We start from the raw sequence: 16,815 nt of genomic DNA on the forward strand, positions 1-16,815 counted from the left end.
CACTCAATCCGCGAATGGATCAGGTTGATGCGGGTTCGTCGACAGCAAGACGGATTTGGTCTGCATGAAGCAGCGCATCCCTTCCCAGCCGTTTTCGCGGCCGTAGCCTGATTGTTTCATGCCTCCAACCGGCGACTGGGTGGCTGCGTTGAAGTAGTTGTTGATATAGACGGTCCCGGCCTCGATCCTGGACGCCACCCGCATCGCGCGTGCGACATCGCGGGTCCATATCCCGGCGGCCGGCCCGTAAACCGTATCATTGGCGACGCGAATGGCCTCGGGCTCCTCGGTCCAGGCTTCGGTGCTGACAACCGGGCCAAAAACTTCGTTTTGCGCCAGATCGGCAGAATTCGGGACATCGGGAAAGATGGTGGGACCGATATAGTAGCCCTTGTCCCTGCAGGCCGTGCGTCCGTCCAGTCGCAGGTTGTGACCGGCCTCCTCAGCGGCGGCGATCCGGCTCAGAACAAATTCATAATGTGGCCGGTTGGCTATCGGTCCGATCTGGGTTGCGGGATCAAGCGGGTCGCCGACCCGCGCCTTTTTCACGACATCCAACAGGCGGTCGGTGAAATCTTCGATCAATTCGGCATGCACCAGCAGGCGCGAGCCGGAAATGCAGCTTTGCCCACCGGGTGGAAATATCCCGGCAGCCACGCCATTCACCGCCAGTTCCAGATCCGCATCCGGAAACACGATTTGCGGCGACTTGCCGCCCAGTTCCATCACCACCGGTTTGACCTGTTGCGCAGCCGCGATTGCTGCGGCCCGCCCGCCAGCCGTGCCGCCGGTAAAACTGACCATGCGCACATCCGGGTGTTCGATCATCGGTTTGGCGGTTGTCGGCCCATACCCTGTGACCACATTCAGAACCCCGGGTGGCAGATCGGCCTCGAGCAAGATGTCCATCAGCTCAAGCGTCGAACAACTGGAATGCTCCGAAGGTTTGATCACAACGGTATTTCCCGCCGCCAGACAAGGCGCAAGCTTCCAGATCAGCGTACCCAACGGAGAGTTCCACGGCAGCACCTGTGCCACCACGCCGAACGGCTCCCATGTCATGTAGTTGTGGATGTCCGGTGCCTCGGCCGGTATCACACGGCCTTCGAACTTGTCGCACATGCCTGCGTAATAGTGCCAACTGTCGACCTGCCACTGACCGGGTTGCAAGCCCGGCGTGATCATGGAAGGCAGCTTGCCGTTGTCCTGTGTCTCAATCACCCCAAGACGCTCGGCGTGTCGGGAAATCACGTCCCCGATCCGGCGCAGCACCCGCCCGCGTTCGGCGGGCTGCATTCGTCCCCAGGGTCCGTCGTAAAATGCCTTTCGCGCCGCCTCGACCGCTCGGTTCACATCTGTTTCGCGGCAGTCCGGTACACGGGCCCATACTTCTCCGTTGGCGGGGTTTTCGCTGTTGATATATGCGCCGCCCGCCGGGTCGTGCCATTGGTTCCCGGCAAAGTGCCGAAAGGTCCGGATATTGCTCATGACGCGGTCTCCATTGGATGTTCAGCGGGACGAGGTGCCCGGCCAAGGATCATGTCGGCGGTTTTCTCGGCCATCATCACAACGGTTGCATAAAGGTTTCCGGTGATCTGAGCGGGCATGGCAGAGGCATCGCAAACCCGCAGCCCCTCAACCCCGTGCACGCGCAGTTGGGAATCCAGCACATCACCCATCCGGGCAGTGCAGCACAGGTGATGGCCGGTATAGGCGGTTCTTCGGATGGCATCGGTAATCTGCGCATCGGTTTTGGCCCCAAGCCACGGGCCGATTTCACCCGTCAGATATTGCGCGATCTGGGGTTGTGCCATCACCTCGCGCATCGTGGCAACGCCACGCTTCAGACACTCCAGGTCGCGGGGGTCGGCGAAGTATTTGGGGTCGATGACCGGGTGCAGAAGAGGGTCCGGGCCGGACAATCGAACCGTACCCTCCGAGATCGGGCGCTCCAGATTGATGTCGATCTGCACACCAGGTCGCGCCATCTTTCGCCCACGCACCAGTAACTTGCGGCCTAATCGGTTCAGCAACGGCACAGTTTCATGCGCACCGTCACCCAGGTTTTCCTAAACCACCATCGGGGTCATGTGCACCTGAAGCTCGGGCCATTTGTGGTCGTCGAAGGCGTGAAACAGCACTGTCGAGAAAAAAGCGCCGCCCCCGGGGCCCGATCCGTTCAGCAACCATCTTCCCATCAGCAGAGCTGCCCTGTCCAGACGCTGATGTTTGGCGTGGCTCAGGTCCGCGCGGTCCGATCCGAACTGCATCGACACATTCGGATGATCCGAAAGATGCGCGCCAACCGAGGGCAGGTCGACCAAAACATCGATATCATGAAACCGCAGATGATCTGCCGGTCCAATCCCCGACAACATCAACAACTGCGGCGTCCCGATGGCGCCCTGACACAGGATCACTTCGCGCTCTGCCCGGATGACCTCACCCGTCAAGGTTAGCAGTCCGACGGCCCGGCAGTCTTCGGTGACAACCCGCGCAACATGAACGCCCGTGCGGACGGTCAGGTTCTTTGGCCGGGATTTCAGGTAGGCAATCGCCGCCGACTGCCGGACGCCTTTGGCAACCGTGCTGTCATTGCGCGCCACGCCTGTTCTGTGCGGACCGTTCAGATCGTCCAGTTCGCGATGCCCGACGGCTGCCGCCGCCGCGATAAACGCCTGCTCCATCAGGCCGAAATTGCGCGCCGGTTCCGTCTTCAGGGGGCCATCCGCGCCATGCCAGGCATCCCGTCTGTCACTGGCACCTTCGGCCCGGCGGAAATAAGGAAGGACCTCGGCGTAGGACCATCCGGTCAGCCCTTCCTGCCGCCACAGATCATAATCCGCTGCAACGCCGCGCATGTAGATCATGCCATTGACGATCGAGGACCCGCCCAGCGCCTTGCCACGCGGATAGTAAACACAACGGCCCCCCAATCCGGGCTGAGCAACGGATGTATAGCCCCAGTCCAGCCTTGGATTGCCGAACACGAATCCGTTCCCCGCAGGCATCCGAATAAACAGATCGCGTCCCTCGCCTCCCGCCTCGACCAGACAGACCGATATGTCCGGATCTTCGGCCAGCCGCGCCGCCAGAACGCATCCGGCCGAGCCGCCTCCGGCGATGACATAATCGAAGGAACTATTCATCGCGGCAGCCTGTCCAGAATGGCGCCGGTCATCTCGGCGCCGGTTGCTGGGCCGCCCAGATCGGGCGTCATGATCCCGTCCCGCAATGTGGCAGAAACAGCTCTGTGCAGGTGGTTTTCAGGGTCGGGCAGGCCAAAGCTGTATTTGAACATCATCCCGACCGACAGGATCGTCCCGACCGGATTGGCGATCCCCTGACCCGCAATGTCCGGCGCAGACCCGGCGGTGCTTTCATACATGCCAAACACCGGACCACGGGCGGGACTGGCGCTCAGACTTGCCGAGGGCAGCATACCCAGTGACCCCGCGTACACAGCCGTCAGATCGCTGAGCACATCTCCCATCTGATTGCAGCACAACACGACATCAAAATCAGCAGGCCGCTGCATCAACTGATAGGCGCAATTGTCGGCGAACATGTTTTCGAATTCGACATCCGGGTATTCCTGCGCCACCTCGGTCACGACGTTGCGCCACAGTTTGTAGCTTTCCATGACATTGGATTTGTCGCAGCTGATCAGACGCCTGCGCCGTTCGCGAGCCAACTGAAACCCACCATGTGCAAACCGGGCGACTTCGTTTTCGTCATAAGCGGTCAGGTCATGACCCTGCCGCACCCCATCGACCCGACGCTGGCCGCGTTCGCGGGCAAACATCGCACCGCCACACATTTCGCGCAGGATCAAAACGTCCGCCCTGTCGGCAACACCGGCCCGGAACGGGGTCCGGTTCATCAATCCTGCCCATGCCCGCGCGGGCCTTAGCCCCAGATAGGTCTGCAGATGGTGGCGCAGATACATCAGCCCGTCCTGGCATTCCGCGCCGCCGGATACCCGGATGTCATCCCAGTCGGGTCCGCCGACCGCGCCCACCAGAACAGCATCCGATGCCTTTGCAAGTTCTAGAACCTCGGGCGTGCAAAACGTGCCATGCACCTCCCACGAAGCGCCGTGCAGCAGCCCGTGCCTGACGCACAGCGCAATACCGTATCGCTGCGCCAGCACTTCGGCCACCTGCAGTCCATAGCCCACGATCTCGGGACCGATGCCATCGCCACCCAGCGCAAGAATCGTCTTTTCCATGGAACGACCCTGATTTGGTTCCGCAAACAGATTTGCCCGCTTGCAGCGAAAGAAAAAGACGGAAATGATGAATGAATATTGTTCCTAAAATGAATGATTGTGACGCATGTCCATTCCCCTGCACCAGATCAACGCCTTCGACGCCGCCGCCCGCCACCTTAGCTTTTCCCGTGCAGCCGAGGAGTTGAACGTGCTGCAACCCGCGATCAGTCGCCATGTCGCGGCGCTTGAGGCGGAACTGGGGACCCGGCTTTTTGTCCGCACCAAGCCTCGCCTGACCCTGACAGAAGACGGGGTTTTGCTGGCCAAGGCAGTGTCACAAGGATTCGGGGCCATCCGAGGCGGGCTTGACGCGGTGCGAACCCGCGCGCACGAGGACACGATCGTGGTCAGCGCCAGCATCGGTTTCACCAGCCTTTACCTGTTGCCGAGACTGGCCGGGTTTCAGGCGGATCACCCCGACACCAAGCTCCAGATTGTCACCCGGGATCAAAACCCAGACTATGATCCGGCAAAATGTGACGTCGTTATTCTTTTCGGCGAACACGGCATTCCGGGTTGCCCATCGCTGCAAATATTCCCCGAGCGCATGGTGGCCATTTGCCGCCCCGACCTGTTGCACGACGGGCAACCCTATTCCCGCGCGGCATTGGCCGGGCAAAAACTGCTGCATATGTCCGAGCGTGACCACAACGGCGATTGGGGGCGGTATTTCCAGGGAACCGGAAAGAAAGTGCCGCCACCACCCGGCCATGACACCTACCTCAGTTTCATGGTCTATCTGCGCGCCATTCAGAACGGTCTGGGCATCGGTATTGGCTGGCGGCCCTTGATTGACGAGTTTCTGGCCAACGGAACCCTGGCGCTGGCCTGTGACCACGAGCATGACAGCAAACGCGGCTACTTCTGCTCGGTCACGGCCTTGGGGAAAACTAAGACCGGCGCACACCTGTTTCAGAACTGGATCGCACAGGCGGCATAGGGTTTGGCCCTGCTCACCCAACGGGGACAGCGTTTTTGCTTTTCCGCTTTCCGGTTTCTCGCCATGATCGAACCACCGTGCAGGCACAGCGGATCGCAGCAACCCGATACAGGATAGCCCCATGACCAGATCGGAAAATCCCGGCCCCGCAACAACGCCGCGCACACGCGCCAAGGCCCGCCACATTCTGGATAACTATTATATCGGACCGGCCGGGGACGGCTCAGTTCTGGAAATTTGGGGCTACACGGACCGCATGTCCTATACACCGGGCGATCGGGTTGCGTTGCGGGTTTCGACCACTGCCCAAAACTGGACACTGGAAATTGGCCGCGACGGGCCGGATTACGAGCCGCTGCTTCACAAAACCAACCTGCCCGGCATGCACCAAACCACCCCGCCGGACTGTTCGGTGAATGGATGTGACTGGGCCGTCGCCTACGAATTCACCATCCCCGATGACTGGCGCCCGGGCGGATACCTGATCACCTTCAGTGCGGAGCAGGACGGCGACCGGGTCGAAGAGCATCACCTGTTTCTGCTGCGCCGCGCGGCGGATCGCGTGCCCGCCCCTTACGTTCTGGTCTGTGCCACCGGCACTTGGTTGGCCTACAACTGCTGGGGAGGTTCGAACCATTATCAGGGCATCACGGGCCCAGACGGCGATGCGTTTTCGCCCGTGGTTTCGACCCGGCGCCCCTGGACCCGTGGGTTTTGTAAACTGCCCGACGGCGCCCCGCGCGCGGTTCCCGAAGCCCCGCATGTGCCCGGTGGAATGGTACGTTACCCCTACATGGAATGGGCCTATTCCTATGGGTACTCCAAGAAATACGCCTCGGCCGGCTGGGCCAGTTACGAGCGGCATTTTGCTGTGTGGGCCGAAGCGAACGGTTTTGATCTGGATTTTGCCACTCAGCACGATCTTGATGCTGACCCGGACCTGCTGAACCGCTACAAATGTGCGATTTTCGTGGGTCACGACGAATACTGGTCTGCCCCGATGCGCCACGCCTTGGACCGGTTCACCGAAAACGGCGGCAAGGTGGCGCGGTTTGGCGGAAACTTCCTATGGCAGACCCGGATCCAGGATCAGGGCCATCAGCAGGTCTGCTACAAGTACAATGCCGATCAGGACCCTCTGGTAGGGACGAACCGGGACCATCTGGTCACATCCGCATGGGAGGTCGCCCCCACCAACTGGCCCGGCGCGCAGACCTTTGGCGCAAACGGACTGGGGGGCGTGTATGCCAGCCTCGGACGTTGCGCGGGTCAGGGCAGCGGCGGTTTCACCGTCTATCGCCCCCGGCACTGGGCGTTTGCAGGCACCCAACTGGGTTACGGCGACCACCTGGGGGCGACCTCACGCATTTTCGGGTACGAGGTGGATGGCGTCGACTACCGGATGGAGGATGGCCTGCCCTTTGCCACCGGAAATGACGGCACCTATCCGGAGGTCGAAATCCTTGCGCTGGGTCTGGCCACAAATATCGAGCCGGAATATGGCGTCTGGGGTGAAACCGTCTACATCGGTGACGATGATGCCACGTTCAAAGCGCAGGCAATCTTTGGAGAGATCACCGAAGAAACGCTGGACCGCAGCACCCGCGGCAACGGGGTGATCGTGCACTGGCACCGCGGCAAGGGTGAGGTGTTCAACGCCGCCACCTGTGAATGGGTCATGGGGCTGACCCGGCGGGACTGGCAGGTTGAACGGATCACAAGGAACGTACTGACCCGGTTCGGTATCTGAACGTCGCGGACGCCTCGGTTGCTTTGCGTGCTATTGGGTGCAGGCCAAACCGGCAATCGGGTCTGTGCGGGAAACTTCCTTTACGTGACCAACATCGCCGCAAACAACCTGAAGCCGCAGCATCCCTGCGTTCGGAAACCTGTCGAAATACGCGAACTTTACTCGATCAAGCTGCTCTGCGTTCTGGCAAGTGATCCGATAGTCGGCAACAAATTCCATATGCCGTTCGTCACCTGCCTTGTCGCTCTGCCCCTGTGCGACGCTGGTCAGCGTTACATTCGCTGACGCGTTAAAACAGCCAGCTTCGACCGGAGGTTCAAACAACTCCAGCGGTTTGGACAGGTCCGACACGGCCCGGGCTACCAGCACGCGATCGTCGTTGTTTTCCGCCGGATGTTCGAACCCGACGATGTCCGCTCCGGGCGCGGACAATGAGAGCTGTATGCTCTTATCGGAATGGGTAACGATCAGTGTTCCGGTACCGTGGCTATGTGATTGAGAAATATTGGATTCTTCGGCCAGAACAACGACTGGCATCAGAGAAAATGCGACCATCGCTGCTTTCATAACCAGTGCACCGTTCAAAAAGAATCACTGGCTTTGTTGTATTCCGATCCGTCAATCGCGCAATGTCAGCACCCCGGCCAGACCTCGCCAGATATGGGTAGGGGGCGCGGTTCGGTACATAATACGGCTATTTCCGACAATAAAACTCAGGTTGACATTCCTGACTAATTAAATCAGCTATAGGCGGAACGGTGCCTGCCACAAGACACCCGAACTATTGTTTCTGACAGGAAAGAAAATCATCATGACCAAACGCTTTGCCGCAGCGGGTACGTTGACACTAATTGCCGCAACTTCAGCAATTGCCGCTGATGCGCCCTCCCGGGCGGACGTTCTGAACACCTATGCCAATATCGCCGAAGCCACGTTTGAAGACAGCCTGATTGCCGCGAAATCCCTGCAAACCGCCGTCGACGCACTGATTGCCGATCCGTCCGACGCCACGCTGAACGCCGCACGCGCCGCGTGGGTCGCGGCCCGCGTGCCCTATCAGCAGACCGAAGTCTATCGCTTCGGAAACGCCATCGTCGACGACTGGGAAGGCAAGGTGAACGCTTGGCCGCTGGATGAGGGGCTGATCGACTATGTCGACGCCTCCTACGGCGGACCGACCGACGAGAATGAGTTTGCGGCGCTGAACGTCATCGCCAACCCCAGTTTCGATCTGTCCGGCAACACTATCGACGCCGCCGAAATCACGCCCGAATTGCTGAGTGAAACCCTGCACGAAGCAGACGGCATCGAGGCCAACGTCGCAACCGGCTATCACGCCATTGAATTCCTGCTCTGGGGCCAGGATCTGAACGGCCACGGCTCGGGCGCGGGAAACCGTCCCTACACCGACTATGTGCAGGGTGACGATTGCACCGGCGGCAACTGCGATCGCCGCGCTCAGTATCTGAGCGCCGCAACCGAACTGCTGGTCAGCGATCTGGAATGGATGGCCGCCCAGTGGCAGTCAGGCGGTGCGGCACGCGCCGCGCTGGCCGAAAGCGACAAGGCCGGTGTCAGCGCCATCCTCACCGGCATGGGCTCGCTGTCCTATGGCGAACAGGCGGGTGAGCGGATGCGCCTTGGCCTGATGCTGAACGTCCCCGAGGAGGAGCATGACTGCTTCTCGGACAACACTCACAACAGTCATTACTACGATGGGTTGGGCATTCAGAACGTCTATCTGGGCAGCTATACCCGCATCGACGGCACACCGGTTTCCGGTGCGTCGCTGTCGGATCTGGTACTGGCCACCGACCCGTCGCTGGACGCTGAGATGAAGGTCAAGCTGGCAAACACCATGCAGGCGCTGGGTCGTCTGAAATCGACAGCCGAGGCAGGCTTTGCCTATGACCAGATGCTGGAACGCGGCAATGAAGGCGGTGAGGTCCTGATCATGGGCGGTGTGAACGGCCTGATCGACCAGACCAAGACCATTGAGCGTGTCGTGGCTGCGCTGGACCTGGATCAGGTCAGCATCGAAGGCTCGGACAGCCTGGATAACCCAGGTTCGGTGTTCGAATAAGACCTGTCTGGTCGGACACCCCCTCCCGGCCTGACTGAACCGGAAGCATCTGAAAGCGGGTGCTTCCGGATATCCGGATCACCGGGGATTGATGTGAAAAACCGCATCCGAACCCCCAACTGACATCAAAGCTCGACCGTAAAAATGGGCGCATTACCATGATCATCTGCCATTGCACGCATATCTCGGACCACGACATCCGCGCCGCGATCGACTGGATGCGCGCGTCTGACCCGCACACGGTGATCACGCCCGGAAAAATCTACCATGCGCTTGGGAAATCAGCGGATTGTGGCGGATGCATGCCGCTTTTTCTCGACTCGATGCGGTCCTGCGATAATCTGGAAGTCCCCATGCAACTCCGCGCCCTGCGCAGCGGAGCAACACAGGAGAGTGCAGATGAAAGGCGACCCCAAAGTCATCGAATACCTCAACAAATCCCTGCGGCATGAACTGACTGCGGTCAGCCAGTATTGGCTGCACTACCGCCTGCAAGAGGATTGGGGCCTTGGCCATATGGCCAAGAAAAGCCGCGAGGAAAGCATCGAAGAGATGGGCCATGCCGACAAGCTCATCGAACGGATCATCTTCCTGGAAGGGCATCCCAACCTGCAAAAACTCGATCCTCTGAGGATCGGCCAGACCCCGAAGGAAACGCTGGAATGCGACTTGGCGGCGGAACAGGATGCGCGAGCGCTTTATGTCGAAGCCCGGGAATATTGCCGCGAGGCGGGTGATTATGTGTCGATGTCATTGTTCGAGGATTTGATCAGCGATGAAGAAGGCCATATCGACTTCCTCGAAACGCAGCTCGACCTGTATGAAAGGATCGGCGAAGCCAATTATGCGCAGCTCAACGCGTCGAAAATGGACGAAGTGGACTAAACTCTGTCTTTTGTCGGTGGTCACGTGCGTGGCCATCCCCTCCCTGTCCGCCGAACTGCGTGACATTCACCTGAACTTCCAGCCCAGAACGGAGGAAGAGCGCAACCGGATCTCCGCCGTCACGGCGTTGCCCGATGATTTCAGCGCGCAGCAACGGTTCGAGGACCTGCCCGCCGGGGCGGCCACCGTGCGGGCGCGCCAGGACGCCGATGCCTTTTCACAACCCTCGGGCAATCTGAGCTTCGAGCAGGAGCTGGATTTCCGAGTCGGCAACGGGCTGTTCAGAAAGATTTGGGTCTCGTCCCCCGCATCTACATTGGCCTCGGACGGTCTGGGCCCGCTTTACAACGCCCGATCCTGTCAGCGATGCCACATCAAGGACGGGCGCGGCCATACGCCCAACGGCCCGGACGACAGCGCGATATCGATGTTCCTGCGCGTGTCTGTTCCCGGTGGCCCCGACGACGGGTATTCCGAGATTGAGGACTACATCGCCACCCGTCCCGAACCGAATTATGGCGGCCAGATGCAGGACCTTGCCTTGCCCGGCCATCCGGCCGAATACCGGCTGGATATCGCATATGAGGATGTTCCCGTTGAACTGTCGGAAGGCGAAACTGCCATCCTGCGCCGCCCGACCTACAGCGCGGCAGATCTGGGATACGGCCCGTTGCACCCATACGCGATGCTCAGCCCCCGCGTGGCGCCTCAGATGATCGGATTGGGGTTGCTTGAAGCCATTCCGGTCGACGATCTGCTGGCCAACGCCGATCCCGAAGATATGGATGGCGACGGAATTTCCGGACGACCGAATATCGTCTGGTCAGCGGAATTTGGTGAACCGATGATTGGCCGGTTCGGCCATAAGGCCGGAATGCCGACGATCATGGAACAATCCGCCGCCGCCTTTGCCGGTGATATCGGCATTTCCAGCCCGCTCTACCCGGCCCCGCATGGCGATTGCACCGACCGCCAGACTGCTTGCGTTGCGGCCCCCCATGGCGATCAGGACATTCGGGAATTCGAAATTGACCAGCAGAGCATGGACCTGGTTGCATTCTACAGCCAGAATCTTGGCGTTCCGGCCCGACGCGATGTGGATGATCCGCAAGTGCTGCGCGGGAAAGAGGTGTTCTACACCTCCGGCTGTGTTTCCTGCCATACGCCCGCTTTCGTCACGCACCGGATGGACAACCGGCCTGAACACAGCTTTCAATTGATCTGGCCGTATTCAGACCTGCTGCTGCACGACATGGGCGAGGGACTTGCAGACAACCGCCCCGAAGCCCGCGCCGATGGCCGGGAATGGCGCACCGCACCGCTGTGGGGCATTGGCTTCACCGAGCAGGTGTCCGGCCATACCCAGTTTTTGCATGACGGGCGCGCCCGGTCGCTGCTTGAAGCCATCCTGTGGCATGGGGGTGAGGCGCAGGCGGCGCGGGACAGTGTTGTTTCGATGCCAAAAGCCGACCGCGACGCCCTTGTGCGTTTCCTCGAAAGTTTCTGACTCATGCGAATTCTCACCTTACTGGCTGCCCTCATACTGCCAATAGCTGTCCAGGCTCAGGATCGTCAGGCTGTACTCGCGGACACGGTGCCATCCCACATCCTGCCGCGTTTTGCGCAGCTTGCGGACATGTCCGGTACACTGAAAGCATCGTCGCAAGCGGATTGCTCAATGGACGCCCCCGATCTGCAGGCGGCTTATCACGATGCCTTCGACGCATGGGTTTCTGCCAGCCACCTGCGCTTTGGCCCGTCGGAAACCGATGACCGCGCCTTTGCCCTGGCGTTCTGGCCCGACAGCAAGGGTTTCACGCCCAAGGCGCTGTCTGGACTGATCGCCCGGGAAGATGATGCGGTCTATTCCGCCGAAGGATTCGCGGAAACATCCATCGCTGGACGCGGTTTCTTTGCTTTGGAGCAGGTTCTGTTCGACTCGCAACTGTCCGTGGCAGGCGCGGATGACTATCGCTGCGCGCTGGTTCGGGCCATCGCGACAGATATCGAACGGAATGCGCGGGCTATCGACAACGACTGGCAGTCTTATGCCGGCAAAATGGCTCGACCCGGACCCGACGGCCCTTACCGGTCCGATGATGAAGCGATGCAGGAACTGTTTAAAGCCCTGATCACCGGTCTGGAGTTTACCGCCGACACCCGCCTTGGCCGCCCCATGGGAACGCATGACCGCCCCCGCCCCAACCGGGCCGAGGCACGCCGGTCCGAACGATCGCTGCGCCATGTGGAATTGTCGCTGATCGCCTTGCACGATCTTGCCACTCATCTGTCGACCGGTCATCCCGGGATTGCCGATGATCTGGACGCCGCCTTTGCAAGAGCCATAAGCCGGGCACAATCACTGGACGATCCGGCCTTTGCGGGTGTCGCCGATCCACAGGGACGCATCCGGGTCGAAACGCTGCAACAGTCGATCAACGACATCCGCGCTATTGCCTCTACCGAACTCGGCCCGACCCTTGGCATTAGCGCCGGGTTCAACTCACTGGACGGAGACTGATCCGCATGACCACCCGCCGCCGCTTTCTGGCCGGTCTGACCGCCGCCGGTCTTGCCCCGATGAAAGGGTGGGCGTCGGTGGGCGGGCCTGACTATCTGGCTGCAGCGTTATTCCCGGATGATACGTACCGCCTGGCCGGGTTGGATGTGAACGGAACCATCCTGTTTTCCCTGCCATTGCCCGCCCGGGGCCACGCCGCCGCCGCGCATCCACACTTGCCGCAGGCGGTGGCCTTTGCCCGCCGTCCCGGTACCTTTGCCGCGGTGATTGATTGCGCCACTGGGGCGCAAATCGCTGAGTTGCAGGCCCCAAAAGGGCGCCATTTCTATGGCCACGGCACCTATTCGCGAGATGGAACAAGGCTGTACACGACCGAAAACAACTATGACGCTGGCGCGGGCATCATCGGCATCTGGAACGGCCAAGATTACACCCGGATCGGAGAGATTTCCTCGGGCGGTATCGGCCCGCACGACTTGCGCCTGATGCCGGATGGCGTTTCTTTGGTCGTCGCCAATGGCGGGATCGAGACCCATCCCGACACGGGCCGCACCAAGCTGAACCTGCCGGTGATGCAACCCAACCTGACCTATCTTGACCTGTCCGGCGACATTCTGGAGACGGTGGAACTGCCGCGCGCGATGCACAAGAGCTCGACCCGTCATCTGGCGGTGCGCCGGGATGGACTTGTTGCCTTTGCCATGCAATGGCAGGGCGACGCGACCGCTCACCCGCCGTTATTGGGCCTGCATCACCGTGGTCAGGCGCCCAGGCTTTTGGCGGCACCCGACACCGATCAAGCCACGCTTCAAGGCTACGCAGGAAGTATCGCGTTTTCTGCCAATGGCGAAACCGTCGCGATCACCTGCCCGCGCGGCAACGCGTTGCATCAGTTCAATGTCGCAGACGGGCGACTGGCCAGCATCCACCAGCTTGACGATGTATGCGGGTTAAGCGCAGGGCCCAAGGGGTATGTCTTTACCACCGGCACCGGAGTGATCGGCAGCCTGAGCGGCATCAGCGCCAACAATTTGGCCCAACTGGACTGCCAATGGGACAACCACCTGATCCATGTCCGGGCGTTTGGCTGAACCTCGGCATTTTCCATCGCATAGATTACACTTGGACGAATCAAACTGCTGCCGTATTGGCGGGCGCAAAACCGGCACTCCAGACGTACAAGGACTGACTTGATTGAAACATACGCCCAACGCACCGCATTCCATCTACGGGGTTGAGAAATGGGGCAAAGGCCTCATCGAGGTGACGAAGCAGGGCGAGATCGGTCTGCGCAATCCCATGGCACCAGAGGCTGCGGCAATCAGCCTGCCCGGCATCCTGAGCGACCTTGAGGAACGCGGCATCAGGGCCCCGATGCTTTTGCGTATCAGTTCCTACCTGGAAAACGAGATCGCTCATATCAATGAAAGCTTCCGTGATGCGATTGCCCGTACCGGGTACAAGGGGCACTATCGCGGTGTTTTCCCGATCAAGGTGAACCAACAGGCGCAGGTCGTGGACCGGATCGTCGAGTTCGGGAAGAAGTACAATTACGGCCTGGAAGCCGGATCGAAACCCGAACTGGTGATCGCGCTTGCCCATCGTCTGGCCAGCGAAGCGCTAATCGTGTGCAACGGCGTCAAGGATGCCGAGTTCATCCAACTGGCAATCCTCAGCCGCAAGATCGGCTTTAACACCGTCATCGTGCTGGAAAGCCCGAAAGAGGCTGACACGGTGATCGAGGTATATAACGAACTGGGCATCGAGCCCCTGATCGGTGTCCGGGTCAAATTGACCAACCAGATCAGCGGCAAATGGGAAGAAAGCTCGGGCGACCGGTCCGCCTTTGGCATGAACACCGATCAGCTGGTCGCTACTGTCGACAAGCTGAAAGCGGCCGGTCTGCTGCATTGCCTGAAGCTGCAGCACTCGCATCTCGGATCTCAGGTGCAGGACGTCAACGACGTGCGCCGCGCCGTGGGCGAGGCCTGCCGCTATTACACCGAGCTGACGCGCGAAGGCGTGCCGCTGACCCATCTGGACCTCGGCGGCGGCATGGGTGTGGACTATACCGGCGAAAAGAAAGCCGCCGAGAACTCGATCAACTACACGGTCGAGGAATACTGCGCCAATGTCGTCGAAACCGTGGCCTACGCGATGGATGAGGCCGAAGTGGCCCACCCGACTCTGGTCACCGAAAGCGGTCGCGCTGTGGTGGCAACCTCGTCGATGCTGCTGTTCAACGTGCTGGAAAGCACGCTCTACGATGCGCCCAACGGACCCGAGGTGGAACCCGATGACCACCATATGGTTTCGGACCTGGCCGCTGTGTCCAGTTACCTCAGCATCGACCGGTTGCAGGAATGCTGGAACGACGCCACCTTCTATCGCAATGAACTGCGTGCCCTGTTCCGCCGCGGTTATGTCGACCTGCGCCAGATGGCCCGGGCCGAGCGCATCTACCTGTCGCTGATGACCCGCCTCAAGGCGCTTGCGGCCAGCGACGATCTGGAAACCGATGTGGACGACCAGCTTGAAAAAGTGGCCGATATCTACCACTGCAACTTCTCGCTGTTCCAATCCCTGCCCGATGTCTGGGCCATCGACCAGTTGCACCCGATCGTGCCGCTGCAGGGACTGAACGAAACACCCGACCGCCGCGCGGTCCTGTCCGACATCACCTGCGACAGCGACGGCAAAATCGACCGCTTCATCCTGGCCGATGGTGTCTCTCCCAGCCTGCCGGTGCATTCGCTGCCTGAAGACGGCGAATACTACATGGGCGTCTTCTTCGTCGGCGCCTATCAGGAAACGCTGGGCGATCTGCACAACCTGTTTGGTGATACCAACGTCGTCACCATCGACCTGCGCGCTGACGGCGGCTTCGACCTGCTGCACGAGCAGGAAGGCGACACCATCTCCGAAGTTCTGTCCTATGTCGAGTTTGACCCCGGCGATTGCGTCGCTGCCTTCCGCAAAATGGTGGACGAGGCGATCTCGACCGGTACTCTGAAAGCCAAGGACCGCAAAACCCTAATGAGCGCCTACCGCGACTCGATCAACGGCTACACCTATTACGAATAACCCCCTGTGAGAGGAGAAAACCCCATGGGCAAAACACTGGTTGTCGGCGCAGGCGGCGTATCCCACGCCGCCGTGCACAAGATGGCAATGAATTCGGACATCTTCACCGAGATCACTCTGGCCAGCCGCACGAAATCGAAATGCGACGCCATCGCCAAATCGGTGAAAGAGCTTGTGGGCGTTGATATCGCCACCGCAGAACTGGACGCCTACAAGGTCGAAGACACGGTCAAGCTGATCAAGGAGACCGGCGCGGAAATCCTCGTGAACCTCGCCCTGCCCTATCAGGATCTGGTTCTTATGGATGCATGTCTTGAGGCCGGTATCCATTACCTCGACACCGCGAACTACGAGCCCGAGGATGAGGCCAAGTTCGAATATCACTGGCAGTGGGCTTATCAGGAGCGGTTCAAAGAGGCTGGCCTGACCGCCATCCTCGGCTCGGGTTTCGATCCGGGTGTGACCAGTGTGTTCGCCAAATGGCTCAAGAAACACAAGCTGGACACCATTCGTCAGATCGACGTTCTGGACGCCAATGGCGGCTCGAACGATCAGGAATTCGCCACCAACTTCAACCCGGAGATTAACCTGCGCGAAGTGCTGGCCGAGGTCCGCCACTGGGAAGGCGGCGAATGGAAACACTCGCCGGCAATGACACACAAGGTCGAGTTCGATTTCCCCGCCATCGGCCCCAAAAACATGTACCTGATGTATCACGAGGAACTGGAATCGCTCTCGACCCACTTCCCCGAGATCGAGCGTGCCCGCTTCTGGATGACCTTCGGTGACGCCTATATCACCCACGCCAAAGTGCTGGAAAACGTCGGCATGACCCGCATCGACCCGGTGATGCACGACGGCAAGGAAATCATCCCGATCCAGTTCCTGAAAACCCTGCTGCCCGATCCTGGCGATCTGGGCGCGGAAACCAAGGGCAAAGCCTGCATCGGCGACATCGCCACGGGTCAGGCCAAGGATGGCTCGGGCGAGAAGACTTATTACATCTACAACATCTGCGACCACGAGGAATGCTATGCCGAGGTCGGCAGCCAGGCGGTCAGCTATACCACCGGCGTCCCCGCGATGATCGGCGCGGCACAGGTGCTGAAGGGCAACTGGACTCAACCCGGCGTGTGGAACATGGAACAGCTCGACCCCGATGATTTCATGGACATGCTGAACGACCACGGCCTGCCGTGGCAGGTTCACGAACTCGACGGTCCCGTCGAATTCTGATCTGGTCTTCATCTTTTCCCAAATACTCCGGGGGTCCGGGGGC

16 protein-coding genes are annotated in these 16,815 nt (G+C 60.2%); 10 read left to right on the top strand and 6 right to left on the bottom strand.

The genetic code is table 11. The features are described from left to right. Nucleotides 1-3: 3 nt before the first annotated feature. The 4 genes from ACR0J8_RS17855 to leuB form a co-directional block, all read right to left on the bottom strand. Nucleotides 4-1,488 carry an aldehyde dehydrogenase gene (locus tag ACR0J8_RS17855; protein WP_480891467.1) on the bottom strand — a complete coding sequence of 495 codons (1,485 nt, stop codon included), beginning with the start codon at nt 1,486-1,488 and terminating at the stop codon, nt 4-6. Then, nucleotides 1,485-1,988: a GMC oxidoreductase gene (locus tag ACR0J8_RS17860; RefSeq protein ID WP_480523670.1), complete on the bottom strand. Its 504-nt coding sequence runs from the start codon at nt 1,986-1,988 to the stop codon at nt 1,485-1,487. The genes ACR0J8_RS17855 and ACR0J8_RS17860 overlap by 4 nt, the downstream gene beginning before the upstream one ends. Nucleotides 1,989-2,069: 81 nt before the next feature. Continuing rightward, on the bottom strand, nt 2,070-3,149 hold the full coding sequence (locus ACR0J8_RS17865) for a GMC family oxidoreductase (protein WP_480523672.1): 1,080 nt from the start codon (nt 3,147-3,149) through the stop codon (nt 2,070-2,072). After that, nucleotides 3,146-4,231: a 3-isopropylmalate dehydrogenase gene (gene leuB, locus ACR0J8_RS17870; protein ID WP_480891471.1), complete on the bottom strand. Its 1,086-nt coding sequence runs from the start codon at nt 4,229-4,231 to the stop codon at nt 3,146-3,148. Before leuB ends, ACR0J8_RS17865 begins: the two co-directional genes overlap by 4 nt. Nucleotides 4,232-4,337: 106 nt before the next feature. Here leuB and ACR0J8_RS17875 point away from each other — a divergent pair, with 106 nt between their 5' ends. After that, a complete protein-coding gene (locus tag ACR0J8_RS17875) occupies nt 4,338-5,213 on the top strand; it encodes a LysR family transcriptional regulator (RefSeq protein WP_480523675.1) in 876 nt (291 codons plus the stop codon). 121 nt (nt 5,214-5,334) lie between these two features. Beyond that, nucleotides 5,335-6,963: a N,N-dimethylformamidase beta subunit family domain-containing protein gene (locus ACR0J8_RS17880; RefSeq protein ID WP_480523677.1), complete on the top strand. Its 1,629-nt coding sequence runs from the start codon at nt 5,335-5,337 to the stop codon at nt 6,961-6,963. A 30-nt stretch (nt 6,964-6,993) separates the two neighbouring features. Here the strand turns inward: ACR0J8_RS17880 and ACR0J8_RS17885 are convergent, their stop codons facing one another. Further along, on the bottom strand, nt 6,994-7,518 hold the full coding sequence (locus tag ACR0J8_RS17885) for a ZrgA family zinc uptake protein (RefSeq protein WP_480523679.1): 525 nt from the start codon (nt 7,516-7,518) through the stop codon (nt 6,994-6,996). Nucleotides 7,519-7,774: 256 nt separating this feature from the next. Between ACR0J8_RS17885 and ACR0J8_RS17890 the strand changes: the two genes are divergently transcribed. Further along, nucleotides 7,775-9,046: an imelysin family protein gene (locus ACR0J8_RS17890; RefSeq protein WP_480891475.1), complete on the top strand. Its 1,272-nt coding sequence runs from the start codon at nt 7,775-7,777 to the stop codon at nt 9,044-9,046. Nucleotides 9,047-9,171: 125 nt separating this feature from the next. Here the strand turns inward: ACR0J8_RS17890 and ACR0J8_RS17895 are convergent, their stop codons facing one another. Further along, nucleotides 9,172-9,315: a hypothetical protein gene (locus tag ACR0J8_RS17895; protein WP_480891484.1), complete on the bottom strand. Its 144-nt coding sequence runs from the start codon at nt 9,313-9,315 to the stop codon at nt 9,172-9,174. On the opposite strand from ACR0J8_RS17895, the gene ACR0J8_RS17900 reads away from it, so the two are divergent. The 7 genes from ACR0J8_RS17900 to ACR0J8_RS17930 all read left to right on the top strand — a co-directional run bounded on the left by ACR0J8_RS17900 (nt 9,265) and on the right by ACR0J8_RS17930 (nt 16,772). Then, nucleotides 9,265-9,498, top strand: a complete 234-nt coding sequence (locus ACR0J8_RS17900; protein ID WP_480441791.1) for a (2Fe-2S)-binding protein — start codon at nt 9,265-9,267, stop codon at nt 9,496-9,498. The genes ACR0J8_RS17895 and ACR0J8_RS17900 overlap by 51 nt on opposite strands. Beyond that, nucleotides 9,446-9,931 carry a bacterioferritin gene (gene bfr, locus ACR0J8_RS17905; RefSeq protein WP_170806895.1) on the top strand — a complete coding sequence of 162 codons (486 nt, stop codon included), beginning with the start codon at nt 9,446-9,448 and terminating at the stop codon, nt 9,929-9,931. The genes ACR0J8_RS17900 and bfr overlap by 53 nt, the downstream gene beginning before the upstream one ends. Continuing rightward, a complete protein-coding gene (locus ACR0J8_RS17910; protein WP_480891478.1) occupies nt 9,891-11,438 on the top strand; it encodes a di-heme oxidoreductase family protein in 1,548 nt (515 codons plus the stop codon). Before bfr ends, ACR0J8_RS17910 begins: the two co-directional genes overlap by 41 nt. Nucleotides 11,439-11,441: 3 nt before the next feature. Then, the gene (locus ACR0J8_RS17915) at nt 11,442-12,452 is read left to right on the top strand and encodes an imelysin family protein (RefSeq protein ID WP_480523684.1); all 1,011 of its coding nucleotides are present in this window, start codon (nt 11,442-11,444) and stop codon (nt 12,450-12,452) included. 5 nt (nt 12,453-12,457) lie between these two features. Further along, nucleotides 12,458-13,543, top strand: coding sequence for a DUF1513 domain-containing protein (locus tag ACR0J8_RS17920; RefSeq protein WP_480523686.1), 1,086 nt, complete (start codon nt 12,458-12,460; stop codon nt 13,541-13,543). Nucleotides 13,544-13,646: 103 nt separating this feature from the next. Then, nucleotides 13,647-15,536 (top strand): biosynthetic arginine decarboxylase, encoded by a 1,890-nt coding sequence (gene speA, locus ACR0J8_RS17925; protein ID WP_480523688.1) that lies wholly within the window; start codon nt 13,647-13,649, stop codon nt 15,534-15,536. Nucleotides 15,537-15,560: 24 nt separating this feature from the next. Continuing rightward, nucleotides 15,561-16,772, top strand: a complete 1,212-nt coding sequence (locus ACR0J8_RS17930; RefSeq protein ID WP_480523690.1) for a saccharopine dehydrogenase family protein — start codon at nt 15,561-15,563, stop codon at nt 16,770-16,772. The last annotated feature ends 43 nt before the right edge of the window (nt 16,773-16,815 follow it).

Source organism: Ruegeria sp. N11, assembly GCF_056531525.1.